The 18,947-nt window shown below is 69.0% G+C and carries 14 protein-coding genes and 1 pseudogene; 6 read left to right on the top strand and 9 right to left on the bottom strand.

Annotation, left to right across the window (positions count from 1 at the left end; all coding sequences use genetic code 11):
* A complete protein-coding gene (locus ACWGID_RS20875) occupies positions 1 to 222 on the bottom strand; it encodes a hypothetical protein (protein WP_452198852.1) in 222 nt (73 codons plus the stop codon).
* 2 nt (positions 223 to 224) lie between these two features.
* Positions 225 to 980: an SDR family oxidoreductase gene (locus ACWGID_RS20870; RefSeq protein WP_452198850.1), complete on the bottom strand. Its 756-nt coding sequence runs from the start codon at positions 978 to 980 to the stop codon at positions 225 to 227.
* Between the two features lie 178 nt (positions 981 to 1,158).
* Here ACWGID_RS20870 and ACWGID_RS20865 point away from each other — a divergent pair, with 178 nt between their 5' ends.
* The gene (locus tag ACWGID_RS20865; RefSeq protein ID WP_452198849.1) at positions 1,159 to 2,352 is read left to right on the top strand and encodes a low temperature requirement protein A; all 1,194 of its coding nucleotides are present in this window, start codon (positions 1,159 to 1,161) and stop codon (positions 2,350 to 2,352) included.
* Here ACWGID_RS20865 and ACWGID_RS20860 read toward each other — a convergent pair.
* Positions 2,342 to 2,905 (bottom strand): TetR/AcrR family transcriptional regulator, encoded by a 564-nt coding sequence (locus ACWGID_RS20860; RefSeq protein ID WP_452198847.1) that lies wholly within the window; start codon positions 2,903 to 2,905, stop codon positions 2,342 to 2,344. The two genes, ACWGID_RS20865 and ACWGID_RS20860, sit on opposite strands and share 11 nt — an antisense overlap.
* An 83-nt stretch (positions 2,906 to 2,988) precedes the next feature.
* On the opposite strand from ACWGID_RS20860, the gene ACWGID_RS20855 reads away from it, so the two are divergent.
* Positions 2,989 to 3,894 carry an SDR family oxidoreductase gene (locus ACWGID_RS20855; RefSeq protein ID WP_452198846.1) on the top strand — a complete coding sequence of 302 codons (906 nt, stop codon included), beginning with the start codon at positions 2,989 to 2,991 and terminating at the stop codon, positions 3,892 to 3,894.
* Here ACWGID_RS20855 and ACWGID_RS20850 read toward each other — a convergent pair.
* Positions 3,891 to 4,883: a Gfo/Idh/MocA family protein gene (locus ACWGID_RS20850; protein WP_452198844.1), complete on the bottom strand. Its 993-nt coding sequence runs from the start codon at positions 4,881 to 4,883 to the stop codon at positions 3,891 to 3,893. The genes ACWGID_RS20855 and ACWGID_RS20850 overlap by 4 nt on opposite strands.
* Positions 4,884 to 4,894: 11 nt before the next feature.
* The gene (locus tag ACWGID_RS20845; RefSeq protein WP_452198842.1) at positions 4,895 to 5,875 is read right to left on the bottom strand and encodes a Gfo/Idh/MocA family protein; all 981 of its coding nucleotides are present in this window, start codon (positions 5,873 to 5,875) and stop codon (positions 4,895 to 4,897) included.
* Between the two features lie 182 nt (positions 5,876 to 6,057).
* Between ACWGID_RS20845 and ACWGID_RS20840 the strand changes: the two genes are divergently transcribed.
* Both ACWGID_RS20840 and ACWGID_RS20835 read left to right on the top strand, forming a co-directional pair.
* Positions 6,058 to 7,206: an ROK family protein gene (locus ACWGID_RS20840; protein ID WP_452198840.1), complete on the top strand. Its 1,149-nt coding sequence runs from the start codon at positions 6,058 to 6,060 to the stop codon at positions 7,204 to 7,206.
* Positions 7,207 to 7,302: 96 nt separating this feature from the next.
* Positions 7,303 to 8,733 (top strand): annotated as a pseudogene (locus ACWGID_RS20835) (DUF4832 domain-containing protein).
* On the opposite strand, the gene ACWGID_RS20830 reads toward ACWGID_RS20835, so the two are convergent.
* The 4 genes from ACWGID_RS20830 to ftsH all read right to left on the bottom strand — a co-directional run bounded on the left by ACWGID_RS20830 (position 8,723) and on the right by ftsH (position 17,165).
* Positions 8,723 to 13,528 carry an Ig-like domain repeat protein gene (locus tag ACWGID_RS20830; RefSeq protein WP_452198838.1) on the bottom strand — a complete coding sequence of 1,602 codons (4,806 nt, stop codon included), beginning with the start codon at positions 13,526 to 13,528 and terminating at the stop codon, positions 8,723 to 8,725. The pseudogene ACWGID_RS20835 and the gene ACWGID_RS20830 overlap by 11 nt on opposite strands.
* Before the next feature lie 26 nt (positions 13,529 to 13,554).
* A complete protein-coding gene (locus ACWGID_RS20825; protein ID WP_452198837.1) occupies positions 13,555 to 14,292 on the bottom strand; it encodes a cobalt transporter in 738 nt (245 codons plus the stop codon).
* Positions 14,289 to 14,954, bottom strand: a complete 666-nt coding sequence (locus ACWGID_RS20820) for a hypothetical protein (protein WP_452198835.1) — start codon at positions 14,952 to 14,954, stop codon at positions 14,289 to 14,291. Before ACWGID_RS20820 ends, ACWGID_RS20825 begins: the two co-directional genes overlap by 4 nt.
* A 135-nt stretch (positions 14,955 to 15,089) precedes the next feature.
* On the bottom strand, positions 15,090 to 17,165 hold the full coding sequence (gene ftsH / locus ACWGID_RS20815; protein WP_452198833.1) for an ATP-dependent zinc metalloprotease FtsH: 2,076 nt from the start codon (positions 17,163 to 17,165) through the stop codon (positions 15,090 to 15,092).
* Between the two features lie 66 nt (positions 17,166 to 17,231).
* On the opposite strand from ftsH, the gene ACWGID_RS20810 reads away from it, so the two are divergent.
* Positions 17,232 to 18,161: a nucleoside hydrolase gene (locus ACWGID_RS20810; RefSeq protein WP_452198831.1), complete on the top strand. Its 930-nt coding sequence runs from the start codon at positions 17,232 to 17,234 to the stop codon at positions 18,159 to 18,161.
* An 81-nt stretch (positions 18,162 to 18,242) separates the two neighbouring features.
* Entirely contained in the window at positions 18,243 to 18,932 is a 690-nt protein-coding gene (locus ACWGID_RS20805) for an ATP-dependent Clp protease proteolytic subunit (protein WP_452198829.1), read from the top strand.
* Positions 18,933 to 18,947: the final 15 nt, after the last annotated feature.

Genomic DNA, 18,947 nt, shown 5'->3' with positions numbered 1-18,947 from the left:
TCAGCTGGAGGATACGTTCGGATCCACCCCCGAATCACCCTCCAGGGCCTCGATCGCGCCGTGCAGGCTGTTCAGGTCCGCGGCCTCCGCCTCCACCTCGAAGGGATCGGCCAGCCACTCACTCGGCGGCTCGTCGTCAGGTGCGGTACCGGCCGCGTTCAGCGCGATGTCGGCCTCGACCTCCACGTCGAGCGCACGCAGGAACGGATCGTCGCCGGCCATCGTCACTGACCGTCCTGTGCGGCGTACCACTTGTCGTAGTGCCATTCCCCCAGCGTCGCCTCGCCGACCGGCACCAGGCTGCGCTCGGTGAGCTCGGAGCCGAAGTACCGCGCGTGCTCGTCGGCGACCACCTCGCGGGTGTCCCCACGCTGCGCGAGGGCGGTGCGGAAGAACTCGTCCATCCGGTACTCGTCCGGGCCCGCGATGTCGATCCGGGTGTTCAGCGGCGCACCGGTGGCGGTCCGGCCGAGGATCGCCGCGACGTCCTCACCCGCGATCGGCGCCCAGGCGACCGGCGCGATGTGCACCTTGCCGTCGTCCCAGGTGCCCTCGTCGGCGATCGCCGCGACGAACTCGAAGAACTGGGTCGCGTGGATCAGCGAGTACGGGATCCCCGAGCCCTTGATCAGCTCTTCCTGGGCGATCTTGGCAGCGAAGTAGTGGTTGTCCGGCATCCGCTCGGTGCCGACGATCGAGATCCCGACGTGGTGCCGGACGCCCGCCGCGGCCTCGGCCTGCAGCACGTTCCCGGTCGAGGTCCGGAAGAACTCCATCACCGGCCCGGCCTCGAACGACGGCGAGTTGGCCACGTCGATCACCACGTCGGTGTCCTTCAGGACATCCGCCAGGCCTTCGCCGGTGATGGTGTTCACTCCGGTGCTCGGCGCGGCCGGCACCGCCTCGTGGCCGTGCTCGGTGAGCTTCGCCACCAGCTTCGTACCGATCAGGCCGGTCCCGCCGATCACGACGATCTTCATCGCTTGAACCCTTTCGTTGACGTTTCGTTGACGTTTCGTTGACGTGGGCGGTGGATTCCGCCCTTGTCATGAGGTGAGACAGGGCAGTACGCCGTCTTGTGACAGCTCCCGTCCGGTCACAGCCGAGGTTTGTGCGCTGTCTCACTGGATGAGGACGTCCGACGAAGGGAGCCCGCAGGTGTCAAGCCCAGGAATCCGCATCCGGGTGCGGATGACGGCGCGGCCGATCGACGAGCCGCACCGGGTGTCCAGTCAGCTCGAGCTGCTGTTCGACCTGACGTTCGTGGTCGCGGTCGCCGCGGTCACCGAGCAGTTCGCGCACACCATCGCCGACGGTCACGCGAGCGACGGCGTACTGCCGTTCCTGCAGGTGTTCTTCGCGATCTGGTGGGCGTGGATGAACTTCACCTGGTTCGCCTCGTCGTACGACACCGACGACGTCACGTACCGGATCCTCACGATGGTGCAGATGGCCGGCGTACTGCTGCTCGGCGCCGGCGTCCCGGCCGCAGCGGACCACGGTGACTACCTGATGATCACGTTGGGCTACTTGATCATGCGGCTCGGGTTGATCTCGCTGTGGTTGCGCGCCGGCATCGAGGACCCGGCCTCCCGGCGTACGGCGTTCCGCTACGCGTTCGGGATCGGGATCCTGCAGGTCGGCTGGTTCGGCCGGCTGTATCTCGCGACCACGGGCGCTTCGGATCGCGTCCTGCTCGTCACGTTCGTCGTCCTGGCCGCCCTCGAGTTGTGCGTGCCGCTGTGGGCCGAGCGTCCACACTCCACGAACTGGCATCCGCATCACATCGCCGAGCGGTACGGCCTGTTCACGATCATCCTGCTCGGCGAGGCGGTCCTGGCCTCGTCCAACGCCGTACGGCGAGCTGTCGTGGCGACCGCGGTGAGCGCGGAACTGATCGCCGTCGCGGCGTGTGGACTGGTGATCCTGTTCGCCCTGTGGTGGCTGTACTTCCTGCGCCCGGCCGGTCCGCGGCTCGAGGACCGGCGGGACCGCTCGTACCGCTGGGGCTACGGTCACTACGGCATCTTCGCCTCGCTCGCCGCGCTCGGCGCCGGCCTCGAGGTCGCGGTCGAACAGACCAGTCACGAGCTCCATCTGTCCCCGACCGGCGCGAGCTACGCGGTCGCCGTACCGGCCGCCTGCTTCGTCCTCCTACTCTGGGCCGTGCACCGCTGCGTCGGCGAGCCGTCCCGCGCCCACCTCGGTACGGCGGCCGGTGGCGCCGCGGTACTGCTCGCACTGCCGCTCGCGACACCGCAGATCGGATCGGTCGCCGACCTCGCCCTACTTGCGGCGACCTGCGTTGCCCTGGTCGCAGTCGCCTCGTGGACCGAGACCGTCAGGCAGTGAGCTCGGACAGCGTCTTCAGCGTCGACCGGATCACCTCAGTGATCGGTACGTCGTCGGACGCCGCGATCCACCGCTCGAACGACACCCGGAACACGGCGACACCGGTCTCGGCCGCCAGCGCTGCGACGTCCTGATCGACGCCCCGGTCGAGCAGCGCGTTGGTGAGCCCCGCCGTCAGCGACGCCATCTTGATCAGCTCGCGCTCTCGCAGCTCCGGCGTCGAGGCGATCACCGTCGCCCGGCGGCGCGAGTACTCCCGGCGGATGTCGTCGAAGAACTCCGCCGACGCCAGCACCCCGGCCACGACCGCCTCCATCGGCGTCGCGGTGGGTGGCGCCTCCCGGAGTGCCTTCACCATCTGGTGCTCGAGCATCTCGGACCCGGCGAACAGCACCTCGCGCTTGTCCGCGAAGTGCCGGAAGAACGTGCGGGCGGTGACGCCGGCCCGGTCGGCGATCTCGGCGACGGTCGTGCCGTCGTACCCGCGCTCGGTGTAGAGCGCCATCGCCGCCTCGCGCAGCCGCCCGGCCGCGCCCGGTTCCCACCGTCCCATGGCTCGATCCTAGCCGATGTCATTCAATGACATTAGGGTGTACGGTCGTGATGTCACACACTGACATCACGAAAGGAAGCAGCATGCGCGTCTTCATCACCGGAGCGTCCGGGCACGTCGGGTCCGCCCTCGTCCCCGAGCTCCTGCACAACGGCCACCAGGTTCTCGGCCTGGCCCGCTCCGACGATTCCGCCAAGCGGTTGACCGACTGGGGCGCCGAGGCGATCCGCGGCGACCTCCACGATCTCGACCGGCTGCACGCCGCGGCCACGGCCGCCGACGGCGTCGTCCACCTCGCGTTCCGCCACGATGCGATGGCGGCGGGCGACCTGGCCGGTGCCGCGGAGTCGGATCTCGCCGCCCTGCGGACGATCGGCGACGCTCTCGCCGGCACCGACAAACCACTCGTGAGTACGTCGGGCACCGGCATGCTCGCCCAGATCGTGCGCGACCGGACCGCCACCGAGGAGGACTACGACCCGAACGGCGGCTACCGCATCGACGCCGAGAACTTCGTCGTCGACCTGGCCGCCAAGGGAGTCCGCTCGTCGATCATCCGGTTGCCGCAGATCACCCACAGCCGCCTCGATCTGCACGGTTTCGCGCCGACGCTGATCGCCTTCGCCCGCACCAACGGCTTCGCGGCGTACGTCGGTGACGGGACGAACCGCTGGCCGTCGGTCCACACGCTCGACGCCGCCCGGCTCTACCGGCTGGCGCTGGAGTCCGCCCCCGCGGGCAGCCGGCTGCACGCCGTCCAGGACGAGGGCATCGAGTTCCGCACGATCGCCGAGGCCATCGGTCGCGGCCTCGACCTTCCGGCGCGCTCGGTCGCCGCTGAGGACGCAGCGCAGTACCTCGGGTTCCTCGGTCGGTTCGCGAGTATGAACAGCCCGACGTCGGCGGCCCGGACGAGTGAGCTGCTCAACTGGCAGCCCACCCATCCGAACCTGCTCGCCGACCTGGCGGCCGGGTTCTACTTCGGTTAGACCTTGAGGACCGGGGCGATGACCTTCGTCCGCGAGCCCTCGTACGCCGCGAGCAGGATCCCCAGGACGGCGATCCCTTCCTCCTCGGTGTGCAGCGGACGCGTCTCGTCGGCCAGCGAGTCGGCGAAGTGGCCGATCTCGGCGACGAAGGTGTCGACCGGTTCGAACGAGAAGGTCTCGGTCTCGCCGGAGCGGAGCCGGTACGACAGCGTCGTACCGTCGCTGGTCAGGGAGCCGAGCTCGCCGACCACGGAGAAACGCTCAGTGCCCTCGGCCGGCTGGTAGGCCCAGCTGGTCACCATCTGGCCGACGACCCCGTTGTCGAACCGGATCAGGACCTGCGCGGAGTCCTCGCCCTCCATGAACTTCAACCGGTGCGTGGAGAGCAGTGCGGTGGCCTCGACCGGCAGCCCGCCGGCCAGGTGCAGCATCAGGTAAGTGGGGTGGTACCCGGTGTCGATGAGCTCGCCACCACCACTGGTCTTGCTGCTCGCCCGCCAGCCCATCGAGCTCGGGTCGAAGTCGTTGTAGAAGCTGTCGGTCGTCCGTACTTCGTAGACGGTGCCGATCGTCCCGGCCGCGAGCAGTTCCTTGGCCTTCGCCACCGCCGGCATGAACAGCTGGTTGTGCGCGCACATCAGCGTCACGCCGGCCTTGGTGACCGCTGCCCGGACGTCGGCGGCCTCCTCCGCGCTGAGGCACAACGGCTTCTCGCAGAGCACGTGCTTGCCCGCCTCGGCCGCCGCGACGATCGCGTCCCGGTGCAGATGGTGCGGCAGGCAGATGTCGACCGCGTCCAGCTCCTCGTTGGCGAGCATCTCCCGATAGTCCGTGTACGACGTGGCGCCGAGCTCCTCGCCACGCTTCTTCGCGGTCTCCGCGACCGCGTCCGCGACCGCGGTGATGCCGATCTTGTCCGCGTGCTCGGCGTACCCGCGGATGTGCGCCGAGGCGATTCCACCGGCGCCAATGAGCCCAACCTTGATCATCGGAACGCTCCTCAGCTGTAGGAAATGACGCGGTTCGACTCGGCGGCCGCGTTCGCCGCGACCACCAGGCGGGTCAGCTCGATCGCGCGCGCGATGTTGTCGTCGGCGCGGGTGTCGTTGGCGATGTGATCGACCCACTGCGCGAACGCGTCGGTCGAGTGCTCGGGCACCGGGACCTGTTCGCCGTTCACCGTGAGCACGTTGCCCGCGTCGGTGTACGTGAGCGTGCCCTCGGTCCCGAACAGGTCGATCGTGAACGGGTTGCCGCTCGCGAATCCGGCCTCGATCACACCGATCTTCTGGTCGCCGTACCCGGCCACCACGACAGCGTTGTCTTCCAGACCACGACCGGCCACCGAGCGGTACGTCGCACTCACCGTCTCGGGCGTCGCGCCGAGGAAGAGCTGTGTCAGGTAGACCGGGTGACACCCCAGGTCGGTGAGCGCGCCGCCGATCGCGGACTTCGGGTCGAAGAACCGCTGCGGCAGCCAGCCCTCGTTGCCGTCCCGCCCGATCGCGCCGTCGTGCGACAGCCGGACCCGGCCGTACGTCAGCTGACCGAGGGTTCCCTTGTCGAGTACTTCGCGGATCGCCGTCGTGTACCCGTGATACAGCCGCGGCAGCGAGACGATCAGCTTCACGCCGGCCGCGTCCGTCGCCGCGACGATCTCCTCGGCCTCCGCGACCGTCGGCGCCAGCACCTTCTCGGTGAAGATGTGCTTACCGGCCTGCGCGGCCTTCACCATGATGTCGCGGTGCACGTCGGTCGGGGTGGTGATCACCACGCCGTCCAGGTCGTCCCGGGCGAGCAGCGCGTCGAGGTCGTCGGTGTACTCCACGCCGAACTTCTCGGCGCCGGCCTTGCCGCGCTCGGCGTCGTCGTCCCAGACGGCCACCAGGTCCGTCCCCGGGTGCGCCTGAGCCTGCCTCGAGTAGTCGCCGGCGTGCACGTGCCAGAAGCTGAGCGTGGCGATCTTCAGTGGATTGGACACGCAGGTCCTCCTCATTTCGGATGCGTTCGGAAACGTTTCGGATCGACCGTCGGCTGATCACGGTACAACGTTGTCAGGAGGTCTGGACAGGGGTCTGGCGCGCCCTTTCACACGCTGAGACCGGTGCGCAGACGCGGTGCTTATAGTTATCCAGGAGTCCTGGATTAGGTGAGGAGCCGCGGATGACTGAGGAGCCGGCCGGCGGGGACCTCTCGCGGTTGCGCCAGCTCAACGCGGTCGCCGTACTGCGGGAGTTGCGCGGGGACCAGCCGCTGACGCTCACCGAGTTGTCCAAACGCACAGGACTGTCGCGCGCATCGACCGAGGACGTCGCCCGGGACCTGCTCGGACGCGGCTGGCTGGCCGAGGTGGCGCCGGCCGTGGGGTCGGTCGGGCGGCCGGCGCGGCGGTACCGGTTCAACGCTGGGGCCGGGTGGTTGCTCGGGGTGGACATCGGTGGGCACAAGGCGCTGGCGGTCGTCACGGATCTGGACGGCGAGGTGCTGCATCAGACCCGGGTCGAGATCCGCGCCGAAGCCGGCCGCCGGGAACGCCTCGCCGCCCTCGACCGCTGCGTCACCAAAGCCCTCGCCGGCGCGCGCGTCGACGCCGGGTCCGGCGAGATCTGGGCGACCGGCGTGGCAACCACCGGCCTGGTCGACGGCGCCGGCAAGGTGATGCTGTCCGACTCCCTCCCCGAGTGGACCGGAGTGGATCTCGCCGCGCACGTACGCCGCCTGGTCCCCGGCCCCGTCCGCGTAGAAAACGACTGCAAACTAGCCGCACTCGCCGAGACTTGGCGAGGCGTAGCCCGCTACGCCAAAGACGTCGTCTTCCTCCTAGCCGGCCTCCGCACCGGCGCCGGCCTAATCATCGACGGCAAACTCCACCGAGGCTTCGCCAACTGGTCCGGCGAAATAGGAGCGCTCCCAGCCGCAGGCTGGCAGGAAGCCCCCAAACACCTCCAAGCCTGGCTAGCGAAAACCGCGCCGCCTACAAATGGTTCGGGTGAGTTTGAGCGGGTGTTTGTGGCGGCTCGGGAGGGTGATGCGGGTGCTCTGGAAGCGGTGCGCGGGTATGTGAAGGATCTGGCGGTGGGGGCCTCGGCGCTCGTGCTCACACTCGACCCCCAACTGGTGGTGATCGGGGGTGGGTTCTCGCGGTCGGCGGATGTGATGGTGGAGCCGTTGCGGCGGGAAGTGGATCGATGGTGTCTGCGAACGCCGGAGATCCGGGTGTCCGCCTTCGCCGACGAGGGGGTCGCGCTCGGCGCGGTCCGGCTGGCGCTCGAGGAGGTCGAGTCGACGATCACCTCCGGCCTGAGACCTTGACATAATTTCCCTGGACTCCATGATTATCCCCATCGCCACGCCCAGCGAAAGGGACGCTCGCTCCTGCACACCGCCAGCATCAGCTAGGAGACGACCATGAGAAAGCTCGCTGCAGCCGTCGCCGCGATCGGCCTGCTGCTCCCCGCCCAGCAGGCAATCGCCACACCGAACACAACACGCACCTACACCACGTTCGACGACGTGATCGCCAACCAGGAGCGTGGTTTCTACCACCACACCGAGACGCATTACCGGGCCGACAACACCGGGTACGTCCCGCTCGACGTCACCACCCTGCGCGGCTTCCGCACGCAGGAAAACATCACCCAGATACTCCGCGTCTTCTACCTCGAGAAGTTCGCGACCCAGGACACGCTCGACAAGCAATACCTCGACCTGGTCCGCGCCGACTTCCGCACCGCCCGTGCAGCCGGCGTGAAGGTGATCGTCCGGTTCGCGTACGCCCTGCCCGGTGACGGCTGGCCACCACCGACGCCGTACGGCGATGCTCCGGTCGCGCGCGTCCTGAAGCACGTCCAGCAACTCACCCCGGTGCTGCGCGAGAACTCGGATGTCATCGAGCTTGTCCAGTCCGGTTTCGTCGGGCTCTGGGGCGAGGGCTACTACACCGACCACTTCTCGAACCCGCAGGACCCGAGCCAGGTCTCGGACCAGAACTGGCTCGACCGCCGGGCCGTCATCGACGCACTCCTGAAGGCCTTGCCGAAAGACAAGATGATCCAGGTCCGTACGCCGTACATGAAGCAACGCATGTACGGCGTACCCACCGGCACCGCTGGCGCGTTGACCGCGCAGCAGGCGTACGACGGTTCGGCGCTGGCGCGGATCGGGCACCACAACGACTGCTTCCTCGCCAGCCCGGACGACTTCGGCACCTACCTGAGCGACCCGATCCAGCTCGACAAGGACTTCGTTGCCCAGGACACCAATTACGTGCCCGAAGGTGGTGAGACCTGCGCAGTGAACTGACCACGATCCGACTGGCCGTCGGCGTCGGCCGAAATGGCCCAGCTGCACGTGTCGTTCCTGAACACCGATTACAACAAGGACGTCCTGAACACCTGGGGCGACAACATCACGACCGCGAAGCAGAAGCTCGGCTACCGCTTCGCACTGACGCAGAGCACGGTCACGAGCCGCCGCGGGAAGGTCCAGGTCGACCTGCAGATCCGCAACGACGGCTGGGCAGCGCCGTTCAACCCGCGACAGGTCCAGCTGGTGTTCCAGAACGACAAGCACACGTTCAAGGTCGACGTACCCGCCGATCCCCGCCGCTGGGGAGCCGGCGGCTCAACCGACCTCACCTGGACCGTGCCCGCTCCGCCGGTGCCCGGGAAGTACAAGGTATTGCTGAACATCGCCGACCCGAAGCTGCAGTCCCAGGCCCGCCTGCCAGGTTCCAGCGAGACCTACAACGCTGTCTACGCGCTGCGTCTCGCCAACAACGGAACCTGGCAGCCGAGCACCGGGTACAACGACCTCGGCCAGACAGTGACTACCGGATAGGCGTCCAGGGCCCGTACGGATCGCCCGGAGCCTGGTTCCGGGTCCACCACTTGGCCTGGTACCGCTTGTCCTTGAACAACACCACGTCACCCTTCTCGAAGATCCGGGACGCGGTCCACAACGTCGTACCGTCCTCGGTCATCGCGAGCTCCTGCCAGGCGCCGTACGGGTCCCCCGGCGTCTGGCGGATGCTCGCCCAGGCGGCCAGATACGGCTTACCCTGGTACGAGACCGTGGCGTCACCCTTGTACAGGGTCTTCGCGTTCCACACCGGTGGCAGGGCGACAGTGACATTCACCGCGCCCTGCGCCGGCTCGAAGGTGTCGCTACCCGAGTACGCCGCGGTCAGTGCGTGCGCACCGGCACTCAGCCCGACCGGCAGGGTGAACGTCGCCTTGCCACCCGAGACCGGAGCCGCACCCCGGACCTTGGTGCCTTCTCGAAGCTCGACCGTGCCGTCGACCGGCCGGTTGCCTGCGGCAACGGTGACAGTCACCTTCGCCGCCCTACCCCACGGTGTGGTCACCGCCGGAGCCGTGACGACCGGCTGACCCTTGCGAGTCCGGAACACCGACGGCTGCGCAACCGCCGTACCATCGTCCGCGCTCCGAGCCGTGACGATCCAGCCGTACGACGTAGCGGGGGTCAACCCGTTCCACGTCGTGGTCGCCGTACCGTTGGCGGTCACGGTGTCGGTGCCGATCACACCGTTCGGCACGTACGCCGCCAGCGAGTCGGTGCTGAACGACGTCTTACGCGTGCTCAGGTCGACCGGCAGCGTGAGGTTGTCCTCGGCACCGTTGTACCGCGGCTTCGTCTGGCTGCCGTCCTGGCGCAGGTCGTACTCGGTCGCCCCGAAGTTGTTCAGGAACGGCGAGTACGTGTCGATGTGCATCTCGGCCCGCTTGACGTCGAACTGCAGCAGCCGCAGGAAGCTCGCGCCGAACTGCAGCCGGTCGGTCGCCTTGTGGTCCGGCGTACCGTCACCGTTGACGTCGATGTTGCCCGAAGCATCGACCAACGACGGCCACAGCTCACCGGCCGGCACCGTGTAGAACTGGTAGTCCGCGAGCAGCTCCACGACATCGTGCGCGACCGTCACGCCGACCTTGGTCTTCAGGTTGGTGCCGACGCCGTGCTCGTGACCGGCGAGCACCAGGAAGACGTTCGGGTTACTCTCGACGACCTGCTTGTACAGCGGCGAGCCGTCCGGTGCCGAGAAGCCGGCGTCGCGACCGTCCGGGTTGGTGGACGGGCGCAGGTAGTCGTGCGACAACAGGATCCCGTTGCGGTCCTTGTACCGCTTGAAGATCGAGTCCGCCCAGTTCGCTTCCTGCGGAGTCACGCCGTACGACAGACCGACCGCGACGAAGTCCAGACCGCCGGCCGAGAACAGCACGTAGTTGTTCTGGTTGTCCTTGCCCGGGGTGATCGACCCGTCGGCGTTCACCTTCTCGTCCCAGGCGTGGTACTCCGCGCCGGCCGGCCAGCCCTTCGCGACCTCCTGGTACCGCTCGGCGCTGAACGTCTTGCTGAACCGCGACGCCGGGCCGGTCTCCGCACCCAACTGGTTGTCGTGGTTACCGGCGATGACCTGGTTGACGACGCCCTTCTTGTCGAGGATCGCCTGGTAGCTCGACGCCAGCGCGAGCTCCTTCTCCACCTCTTCGTTCAGGCCGGGTCGTTGCAGCGAGCCGTCCGGCTTGGTCGCCAGCGGGTCGTAGTAGTCGTTCTCGATGATGTCGCCGGTGTGCGCGGCGTACTGAATCTTGCGGCCGGCGCTGTTGTCGGCGATCCACTGCACCTCGTTGCGGTACGCCGCCGCCCAGATCGCCTGCTCCTCGGCGGTCATCACGTCGCTGGGCTCCTTCACGCCGTCCCAGTCGTCGTAGGTGCCACCGGCCGCGCCCTCGGTGAGGTACTGCGTGTCGGTGAAGTGGGCGATCGCGAAGTCGTACGACGCCGGGTCCTCGAAGTGGTCCTTGTCGTTCTGGGCCGACGAGTCCCGCGGCGACAGATCGTCGGCGAACGGGTCCTCACCGGTCACGAGCACGTGAACGACGCTGCCGTCCCGGTACTGGTTCTCGACCTGCGTAGTGAGGACAGTGGTCCGGCCGGTCTGACCCCGGCCGCTCGTCAGCGCGACCCACTTCTGCGCCTTCGGATCCCACGCGCGCAGTGCGACAACGCGCTTCGGGTCGATCGTCCCCTCCCACCGCAGCGTCGGCGGCGAGGGCGTGGCGCCCAAGTTCAGGTCGTATCGCTGGAACACCACGGCCCGGCTGGACACCGTGTCGACGGTCTTCCCGTCGAGCGGCCGCAGCGACTTCACGTCGACGGTCTTGTCGTGTGCAACGTCCAAAGTGGTCGGTACGTCGGCCGCCTCGCCCTGGTACCCGGTCGACGGGACAACCTCGTCCGCCTTCGTGAACGTCGCCGTCAGCGGTACGCCGTCCTCACCCGGAATCTTCGCGGACAGCGTCGCCGCCTGCTCGTTCACCCCGCTGACCGTCGTACCGAGATCGGTCGGCACATCCGGGATGCTCGCGCTGGTGAACTTGATCTCGCGAGTGGCGGTGTTGCCGAGCGTGTCAGCCGCCGTCACTGCGAGAGTGTGCGCGCCGGCGGGCAGGCCGTGACCGATCTGGTCGCCTTGCTTCACCGGCTTGCCGTCGAGCGTGATCAGCGGCGTACCGGACAGACCGGTGGCGTCCTTGACGTTCACCATCAGCGCGACGGTCGAGGTCAGTCGTTGGCCCGCGGCCGGGACGCTGTTCTCGACGGTCGGTGCAGAGTTGTCGACGGTGAAGTGCCGCGTCGCGGTCTTGTCACCGACGACCGCCTCGATCGTGTGCGCGCCGTCCGCGATCCCGGTGGTGTCGACATCGGCCCGGCGGCCGCGCGCCGCCAGCGGCGACCCGTCCGTCGCGGTCACGTCGAACAGGATCGTCTTGCGCACTTCGGCATTGAAGCTGCTGCCACAGCTGCCGTCCCCGATGTACACGGTCACCGGCGAACCGGCCGGGTACGTCGCGCCGCCGATCGTCACGTTGCTCTCGGCAACCGACTTGGTGAGCTGAGTGGCCTTGCCCGCGGCCGGGGTGAGCTCGAAGTCCCGCAGCGTGTAGTCGTCGTAGTTGTCGCACCCGCCGGGCTTGGCGCTGCCGTGGTCGGTACCGGCCACGAACTCGATCACGTTGACGCCCGGGACCAGCCACTCGTTCGGGAAGGTGAGGTCCGCGGTCTCCTTCTCCCAGATCCCCAGGTCCAGCGGGATCCCGTTCACGAGCACCTTGTTGTCGTACCCGTTGTCGGCGCCGTTGCCACCGACGTACACCTTCAGGTGCGCGTCGCCCGCACTCCCGAGCGTCTCGACCGTCCTCGTGGTCGGAGCATCCGCGATCGTGAAGTGGAACTCGGCCTCCTTGTTCGGCCCACACGTGCCGTCGCCCAGCGCGAGGATCGCGTCGCTCGTCGCGGCCTTCGTGGTGGTCGAGCCCGTCGTCGTCAGCAGGTACGTCGTACCGCGCGTGACCGTGCCCGCGGCGCTGAGGACCGGAGCGCTGATCTTGAAGTCGTCGTGGTTCGCGCAGGTCGCGCCGTTCAGCGTGCCGTTGTAGTCGCCGGTCTTCAGCTGAACGGTGTTGTCACCGAGCTTCAGGAAGCGCTGCGGGAGCTTGATCGAGACCGGCTCCGCGCCGCTCACGCCGTAGTCACCACCGAGGTCGACGCGCTTGCCGTTGACCAGCAGGTAGTTGTGGTAACGGGCCTCGACGGAGTTCCCTGCTTCGACCGTGAGGCCGAAGGTCGCCGTACCCGCGGCCAGGGTCTCGTCGTTCTGCGCGGGCGCACCGTCGATCGCCAGCGAGTCCACCTGGGCGTCACCCGGGACGGCGGCGATCACAGGCTGCTCGCCCTTCACGACCGTGCCGTCGGCCGGGGTGATCTTCGGGGCGCCGGCGGGGGCGTTGTTGACCTGCACGGTGGCAGTCGCGGTCGCGCCGGAGGCGGTCGTTGCCGCGATCGTGTGCTCGCCGTTGGTCAGCTGCGTGGTGTCGAGATCCTTGCGGAGTCCCGCCGTACTGCCGGGCTCGCCGGAGACCACGAAGGTCAGGTCCTGGGTCAGTAGGTGCTTCGAGCTGCCGCAGGTGCCGTCGCCGAAGCTGTAGCTGAAGTCGTTCTGCTCGCCGTCGATCGCGGTCCCGAGCAGGCTCAGGCCGATGCTGCTCAGCGGGAAGTCGTCGTAGTTCGGGCAGCGGCCGCCCTCGCCGTACGGGAGCACCTCGTAGCCGACCGCGGCGGTGTTGGTGGTGTCCACCCAGGCGGCGCCGGCGTGCACGGTGACCGTGTTGACGCCGGTGTGCAGCCACTCGCCGGGGATGTCGAGGCGCCCGCTCTGGCCGCCCGCGATGTCCGGGAAGAACACCTTCTCGGTGCGGCCGTTCACGGTGAGGTAGTTGTGGTACCGCGCCTCGGTGCCGTTGCCGCCCATGTCGAACGCGAAGTGCGCCGTACCAGCGGTCTTCGCGGCGTCGACCTGTGCACGGTCGACCTTGAGCGCGACCACCGAGTCGTTCTCGGCGGACGGCTCGGCGGTGACGGCCGCCGTACCCTCGAGGGTCTGGCCGTCGCGGACGTTCAGGCTCGGCGCGCCGGTGGACTCGGCCGCGGCGGCGGCCTCGGCTCCTGACGTGGTGGAGACGATCGCGGCGCCGGAGCCGGCGACCAGCGCGGCCGCGAGCATCGCCGAGACGGCGCGCGCCCGTCTGAATCGGTGTCTCAGGGCAGGTGTCATGGCAGGGAACTCCTTCATAGGCGGATTTACAGTCGAGCTGAAAGACGGATGGCGGCGTCCGCGGTGATCACGACGCCGGCCAGGGTGATGCCTGCGGCGGCCAGCAGGGGTGCCACGCGGGTGGCGACGGACAGCAGGTGGTGGGAGCGGCCGCCGCGGACGACAACGTTGCTTCCGGCAACGGCGAGCAGGCCGACGCCGAACAGCACCACCGCCATCCCGACGCCGAAGGTGATGACGAGCAGCAGCGCGAAACCCGCGCGGCCGAGGAAGAGCCCGGCGACCAGGACGAGGAACGCCGACGGTGAGGGTGTCAGCCCACCGGAGATCCCGAGCAGCACCAACCCCGGCCGAGAAGCCTCACCGTGACCGTGCCCGTGACCGTGTCCATGCCCGTGTCCGTGGCCGCGGTGCTGCTTGTGACGGCGGAACAACCAGAGGCCCGTCGTCACCACCAACAGACCACCGACCAGTTGCAGCCCAGCAGTCAGCTGCTCCAGCTGCACGAAGTCCGCCAGCGACAGGAACGTCCACGCGACAGCGATCACCAGCACCGACACCGTGTGCATGACCGCGACCGATCCACCCAGCCACGCCGCGTCCCGCACCCGGCCGCGCTCCCCCACCAGGTACGCCGCCGCGAGACTCTTCCCGTGCCCCGGCATCACCGCATGCCCGGCCCCCGCCGCGAACGCCAGCACGAACGCGAGCGGCGGCACCCCCGGCGAGTGGACGAAACCCTCGAGCTGATCCGCGACGCTCACGCGCGCCGCCAGCGCCGTACGCCGAACACGCCACCGACCGCCAGCACCAGCACGGCAAGCGCGATCGCTCCGACCTGGATCGCGGCGCTCCGCCCGAGGTGCGTGTCCTCGACGGAGCCGACGGTCCAGTCGTGCCGCTCGTTCCCGTCGCCGTACATCGCGCGAGCACCGTTGGGCCCGGTCGCCAGCGTCTTGTACGCCGGGTTCAGATCGGTCAGCGTCGTCACGGTCAGCGCGATCTCGCCAACCGCGGCGGGACACGTGTAGTCGATGGATACACCAGCCTTCGCCACATCGGCCGCCGACGTGACCGAGCCCGGGCAGTCCTTCCCGCGACTGGCGACCGTGATCCGGCGCAGCAGGTAACCGGTGAACTTCGGCGACGGGCCGATCGCGGCGCTGTCGGCCGGCTGATACATGACCGCGCCGTCCATCAGCACGCGGTCCTGCGGCAGTACGCCGAGGGCGACGCCGAGCAACGTCAGGTCGTCGAGCCCGCCGACCTTCCACCGCACGTGCACGACCGCACGGTCCGTGCCGTCAGCGGTGATCGACACCGTCTGCGGATCCCCGAACGGGTGCGCCGCCGCCGGCGACATCCCGGCGATCACCAGCACCACTCCGGCGGTCAACCCCAGACCCAGCCGCCTGAACCTGCCCACGCGTCAACGCTCCGAATGCTCACGGTCCCCCAAGACACGCGCATACGCGACCGGCGCGAAATCTGTCAGTGAGCAGGTAACGGTCCACCCCCGCCCGATGGTCAACAAGCGACTCGGAGGTGAACGATCGACGCGCTACACGCCGTCGCCCGGCGTCACCTGAGATTGCTGAGCCGGTTCTGGGACCGCAGGCTCCGGGGCTGGGAGCTGCCGAGGTTCGCGCGCGATCCCGGCCGCGGCGTACGCGTCGGCCTCGTCGAGGGTCTCGTGGATCAGCAGCTGACCGGCGATCGAGTCCAGCTTCGCACGGTTCTCCCGCAGCAACCGGCGCGCATCGGCGTAGCACTGCTCGATCAGCCGTCGTACCTCCTCGTCGACGGTGTTGAGGAGCTCGTCGGACACCCCGGCCGTGCGCGCGTCGCCTTCCGACGGCAGCACCGACACCGGCCCGATCGCGTCCGACATCCCCCAGCGGCCGACCATCGAGCGGGCGATCCGGGTCGCGGTCTCCAGATCGCTCTCCGCGCCGGTGGTGACCATCCCGAGGACCTCCTGCTCGGCGGCCATGCCGCCGAGCGCCCCGATGATCCGGCCGCGCAGGTAGTCCACGTCGTACCCGTAGCGGTCCGTCTCCGGCGTCGACAGCGTGACGCCGAGCGCCCGTCCGCGCGGGATGATCGACACCTTCCGCACCGGGTCCGCGCCCTTCTGGATCATCCCGAGCAACGCGTGCCCACCCTCGTGGTACGCCGTCCTGCGCCGCTCCTCCTCGGGCATCACCACGTTGCGCGCCGTACCGAGCTGGATCTTCTCCAGCGCGTCGGTCAGGTCGCGCTGGGTGATCTGCGACTCGCCCTGCCGCGCCGCCGCGAGCGCCGCCTCGTTCAGCAGGTTCGACAGGTCGGCGCCGGTCATCCCGGGTGTGGACCGGGACAACGCGGCCAGGTCGGCATCCGGCGCCAGCGGCTTGCCGCGCGCGTGCACCTTGAGGATCGCCTCCCGCCCGGGCTGGTCCGGCGCGTGCACGGTGATCGTCCGGTCGAACCGCCCGGGCCGCAGCAGCGCCGGGTCGAGCACGTCGGCCCGGTTCGTCGCCGCGAGCACCACGACCCCCTCGGTGCCGGAGAAGCCGTCCATCTCGGTGAGGATCTGGTTCAGCGTCTGCTCGCCCTCGTCGTGCCCACCGACCGACCGGGCGCCGCCGCGGGCCCGGCCGATGGTGTCGATCTCGTCGATGAAGATGATCGCCGGCGCCACCTTCCGCGCCTCGCCGAACAGCTCCCGCACCCGGCTCGCGCCGACCCCGACGATCATCTCGATGAACTCGGACGCGCTCGCGGAGAAGAACGGTACGCCGGCCTCGCCCGCGGTCGCGCGCGCCAGCAGTGTCTTTCCGGTGCCGGGCGCTCCGGCCAGCAGCACACCCTTCGGCGCCCGCGCGCCGAGCCGCCGGTACTTGTCCGGGTCCTTCAGGTAGTCGACGACCTCCTCGATCTCGGCCTCGACCTCGTCGATTCCGGCGACGTCGGCGAACGTCACCCGCACCGTGGTCGGGTCGACCGGCTTCTTCTGCTGGCCGCTGCCACCGAGCAGCCCGCCCAGACCGCCGCCGGCCCGGCTACGCCGGATCAGCCACCAGTAGAAGGCCGCGATCAGGACGAATGGGCCGAGCGAGATCAGCAGGTTCCAGAGCACGCCACGCTGCGCGACGACCGGCGTCGCCCGGACCGTGGCGCCGCCCTTCTGCAGGTCGCCGTACAGGTTGTCGTTGGCGAACGTCGGCCGCTCGGTGGTGAACTTCGTGAACGTCGAGCCGCTCTTGCCCGGCACCGGCGCGGCGTTCTTCAGCCGGCCCTCGATGGTGTCGCCCCGGGCGAAGATCTCGGCCACGTTCTGCTTCTGGACCTGCGCGGTGAAGTCGGTGTAGGCGATCGTCTGTTCGCCGCCGGACAGCTGGTCCTGCATCGTGGTGAGCAGGAAGAGCACCAGGTAGCCCCCGATGATCCATGCGGCCCACCGCCACCACCGCGGCCGCCGGGGCTTGCCGTTGTCGCCGTGACCCGCCGGCAGCCCCTCGGTCCGCCACGGCTTGTGCGGCGGCCGCTGCGACCCACCGTTCCCGTCCCGGTCCCCTCGGTTGCCACTGCCCTCGGAGCCCGGTCGGCGGTCGGCCGAGGACTCGTCCTTCGCCGGCTGATCCTTGTCGGTCATGCAGCCCAACATAGGACCTCGAACCGCCTGCCACCCAGCACCAACCCGAACGACGTACGCTGGCGCATGCCCACCCCGCTGGTCCTCGACTGCGATCCCGGCCACGACGATGCGATCGCGATCCTGCTCGCGGTCGCCGATCCAGCGATCGACCTGCGCGCCGTGACGACCGTGGCGGGCAACCAGACCATCGAGAAGTGCACCCTGAACGCCCGGCGCGTGCTGTCCCTCGCAGGTGCGCCCGACATCCCGGTCGCGCGTGGCGCGGAGCAGCCGCTGGTACGCCGGTTGCGCATCGCCGACGATGTCCATGGGCAGACCGGTCTCGACGGCCCTCAGTTCGCGGACGAGCCGACGGTCCCGGAGTCGCCGTACTCGGCCCAGCAGATCCTGACCGACGTACTGCGGACCGGGACGGCGACGATCGTGGCGACCGGAGCGTTGACGAACGTCGCGCGCCTGCTCTCCGAGGAACCCGGTCTCGCGTCGAACATCACCGAGATCGTCTGGATGGGCGGTTCCACTGGCCGCGGGAACATCGCCCCACTCGCCGAGGCCAACGCCGCCGTCGACCCCGAGGCAGCCGATCTCGTGGCCCGGTCGGGAGTCCCGTTCACGATGTGCGGCCTGAACGTCACCCATCAGGCGCTCGTGACCGACGAAGTGGTCGCCCGTCTGGACCGGATCGGTACGCCGCTGGCGCGGGTCTGCGTCGAGTGGATGACGTTCTTCGCGTCGACGTACCAGGAGCTGTTCGGGTTCGTCGCGCCGCCGCTGCACGATCCGGTCGCGGTCGCGCGGGTGATCGACCCGGCGATCGTCCGGTGCGTCGAGGCCAACCTGGTCGTCGAGACCCAGGGCGAGTGGACGGCCGGCGCGACGGTGGTCGACCTGGATCACTACACCGGCCGCCCGCCGAACGCCCGGATCGCGATGGAGCTCGACCGCACCGCGTTCTGGGACCGGATCGTCGGCGCGATCACCACGCTCGGCTGATCGCATTCGTCTGCTGACAGCGGAAGAGGGTTCTCCGAGCCGTCCGCCTACCGCAAGGTGGAGAGGTCGAAGGAGGACACCATGTACGTCGAAAAGCCCGCCGCGACCTGGCCGGGCAAACCCGAGATCCCGCAGCCGAATCCGGGAACGCCACGACCCGGCCCGTTCCCCGGTCTGCCGCAGCCTGACGCGCCGCAGCCTGGAACGGTGCCGCAGCCGATCCTGCCGGCTTGGTTCGAGCCGATGTCGATCAGCGTCGAACAGGAGATCGCCGACCGGTTGCTCGCCGAGCGGGTGCTGATCATCGGCGGCCACCTCGACGACCGGCTGGCGAATCACGTCACCGCGCAGCTGCTGCTACTCGATGCCCGCAGCAACGACCCGATCACCCTGCAGCTGTCCGCCACCGAGTCCGACCTCGAGGCGGCGCTCTCGGTCGTCGGCGCGATCGGCCTGATCAGCGCCCCGGTGCACGCCGTCGCGCGCGGTACGGTCCGCGGCCCCGCGATCGCCGTACTCGCTGCTGCCGGACAGCGCGAGGCGCAGCGGCACACGATGTTCGTCCTCTCGGTCCCACACTTCGCGGCCGAAGGCACCGCCGACGAACTGGCGACCCTCGCCGAGCAGCACACACGCCAGACGGCCCGTCTCCGCGACCTGATCGCCGACGCAACCGGTCGCTCGCCCGACGAGGTCGCCCACGACCTGGAAGGCCGCGTCCTCTCCGCCGAGGAAGCCCAGACGTACGGCCTCATCAGCCGCCTGCTGTGAGGGTGGCCGCTGGCG

The organism is Kribbella sp. NPDC054772, assembly GCF_053611945.1.
This window is presented reverse-complemented; position numbering and strand designations above follow the sequence as displayed.

Excerpts from the sequence above, each read along its gene's own strand:
- ACWGID_RS20875 (WP_452198852.1), bottom strand. The coding sequence starts at position 222 with ATGGCCGGCGACGATCCGTTCCTGCGTGCGCTCGACGTGGAGGTCGAG.
- ACWGID_RS20870 (WP_452198850.1), bottom strand. The coding sequence starts at position 980 with ATGAAGATCGTCGTGATCGGCGGGACCGGCCTGATCGGTACGAAGCTG.
- ACWGID_RS20860 (WP_452198847.1), bottom strand. The coding sequence starts at position 2,905 with ATGGGACGGTGGGAACCGGGCGCGGCCGGGCGGCTGCGCGAGGCGGCG.
- ACWGID_RS20855 (WP_452198846.1), top strand. The coding sequence starts at position 2,989 with ATGCGCGTCTTCATCACCGGAGCGTCCGGGCACGTCGGGTCCGCCCTC.
- ACWGID_RS20850 (WP_452198844.1), bottom strand. The coding sequence starts at position 4,883 with ATGATCAAGGTTGGGCTCATTGGCGCCGGTGGAATCGCCTCGGCGCAC.
- ACWGID_RS20840 (WP_452198840.1), top strand. The coding sequence starts at position 6,058 with ATGACTGAGGAGCCGGCCGGCGGGGACCTCTCGCGGTTGCGCCAGCTC.
- ACWGID_RS20830 (WP_452198838.1), bottom strand. The coding sequence starts at position 13,528 with ATGACACCTGCCCTGAGACACCGATTCAGACGGGCGCGCGCCGTCTCG.
- ftsH (WP_452198833.1), bottom strand. The coding sequence starts at position 17,165 with ATGACCGACAAGGATCAGCCGGCGAAGGACGAGTCCTCGGCCGACCGC.
- ACWGID_RS20810 (WP_452198831.1), top strand. The coding sequence starts at position 17,232 with ATGCCCACCCCGCTGGTCCTCGACTGCGATCCCGGCCACGACGATGCG.
- ACWGID_RS20805 (WP_452198829.1), top strand. The coding sequence starts at position 18,243 with ATGTACGTCGAAAAGCCCGCCGCGACCTGGCCGGGCAAACCCGAGATC.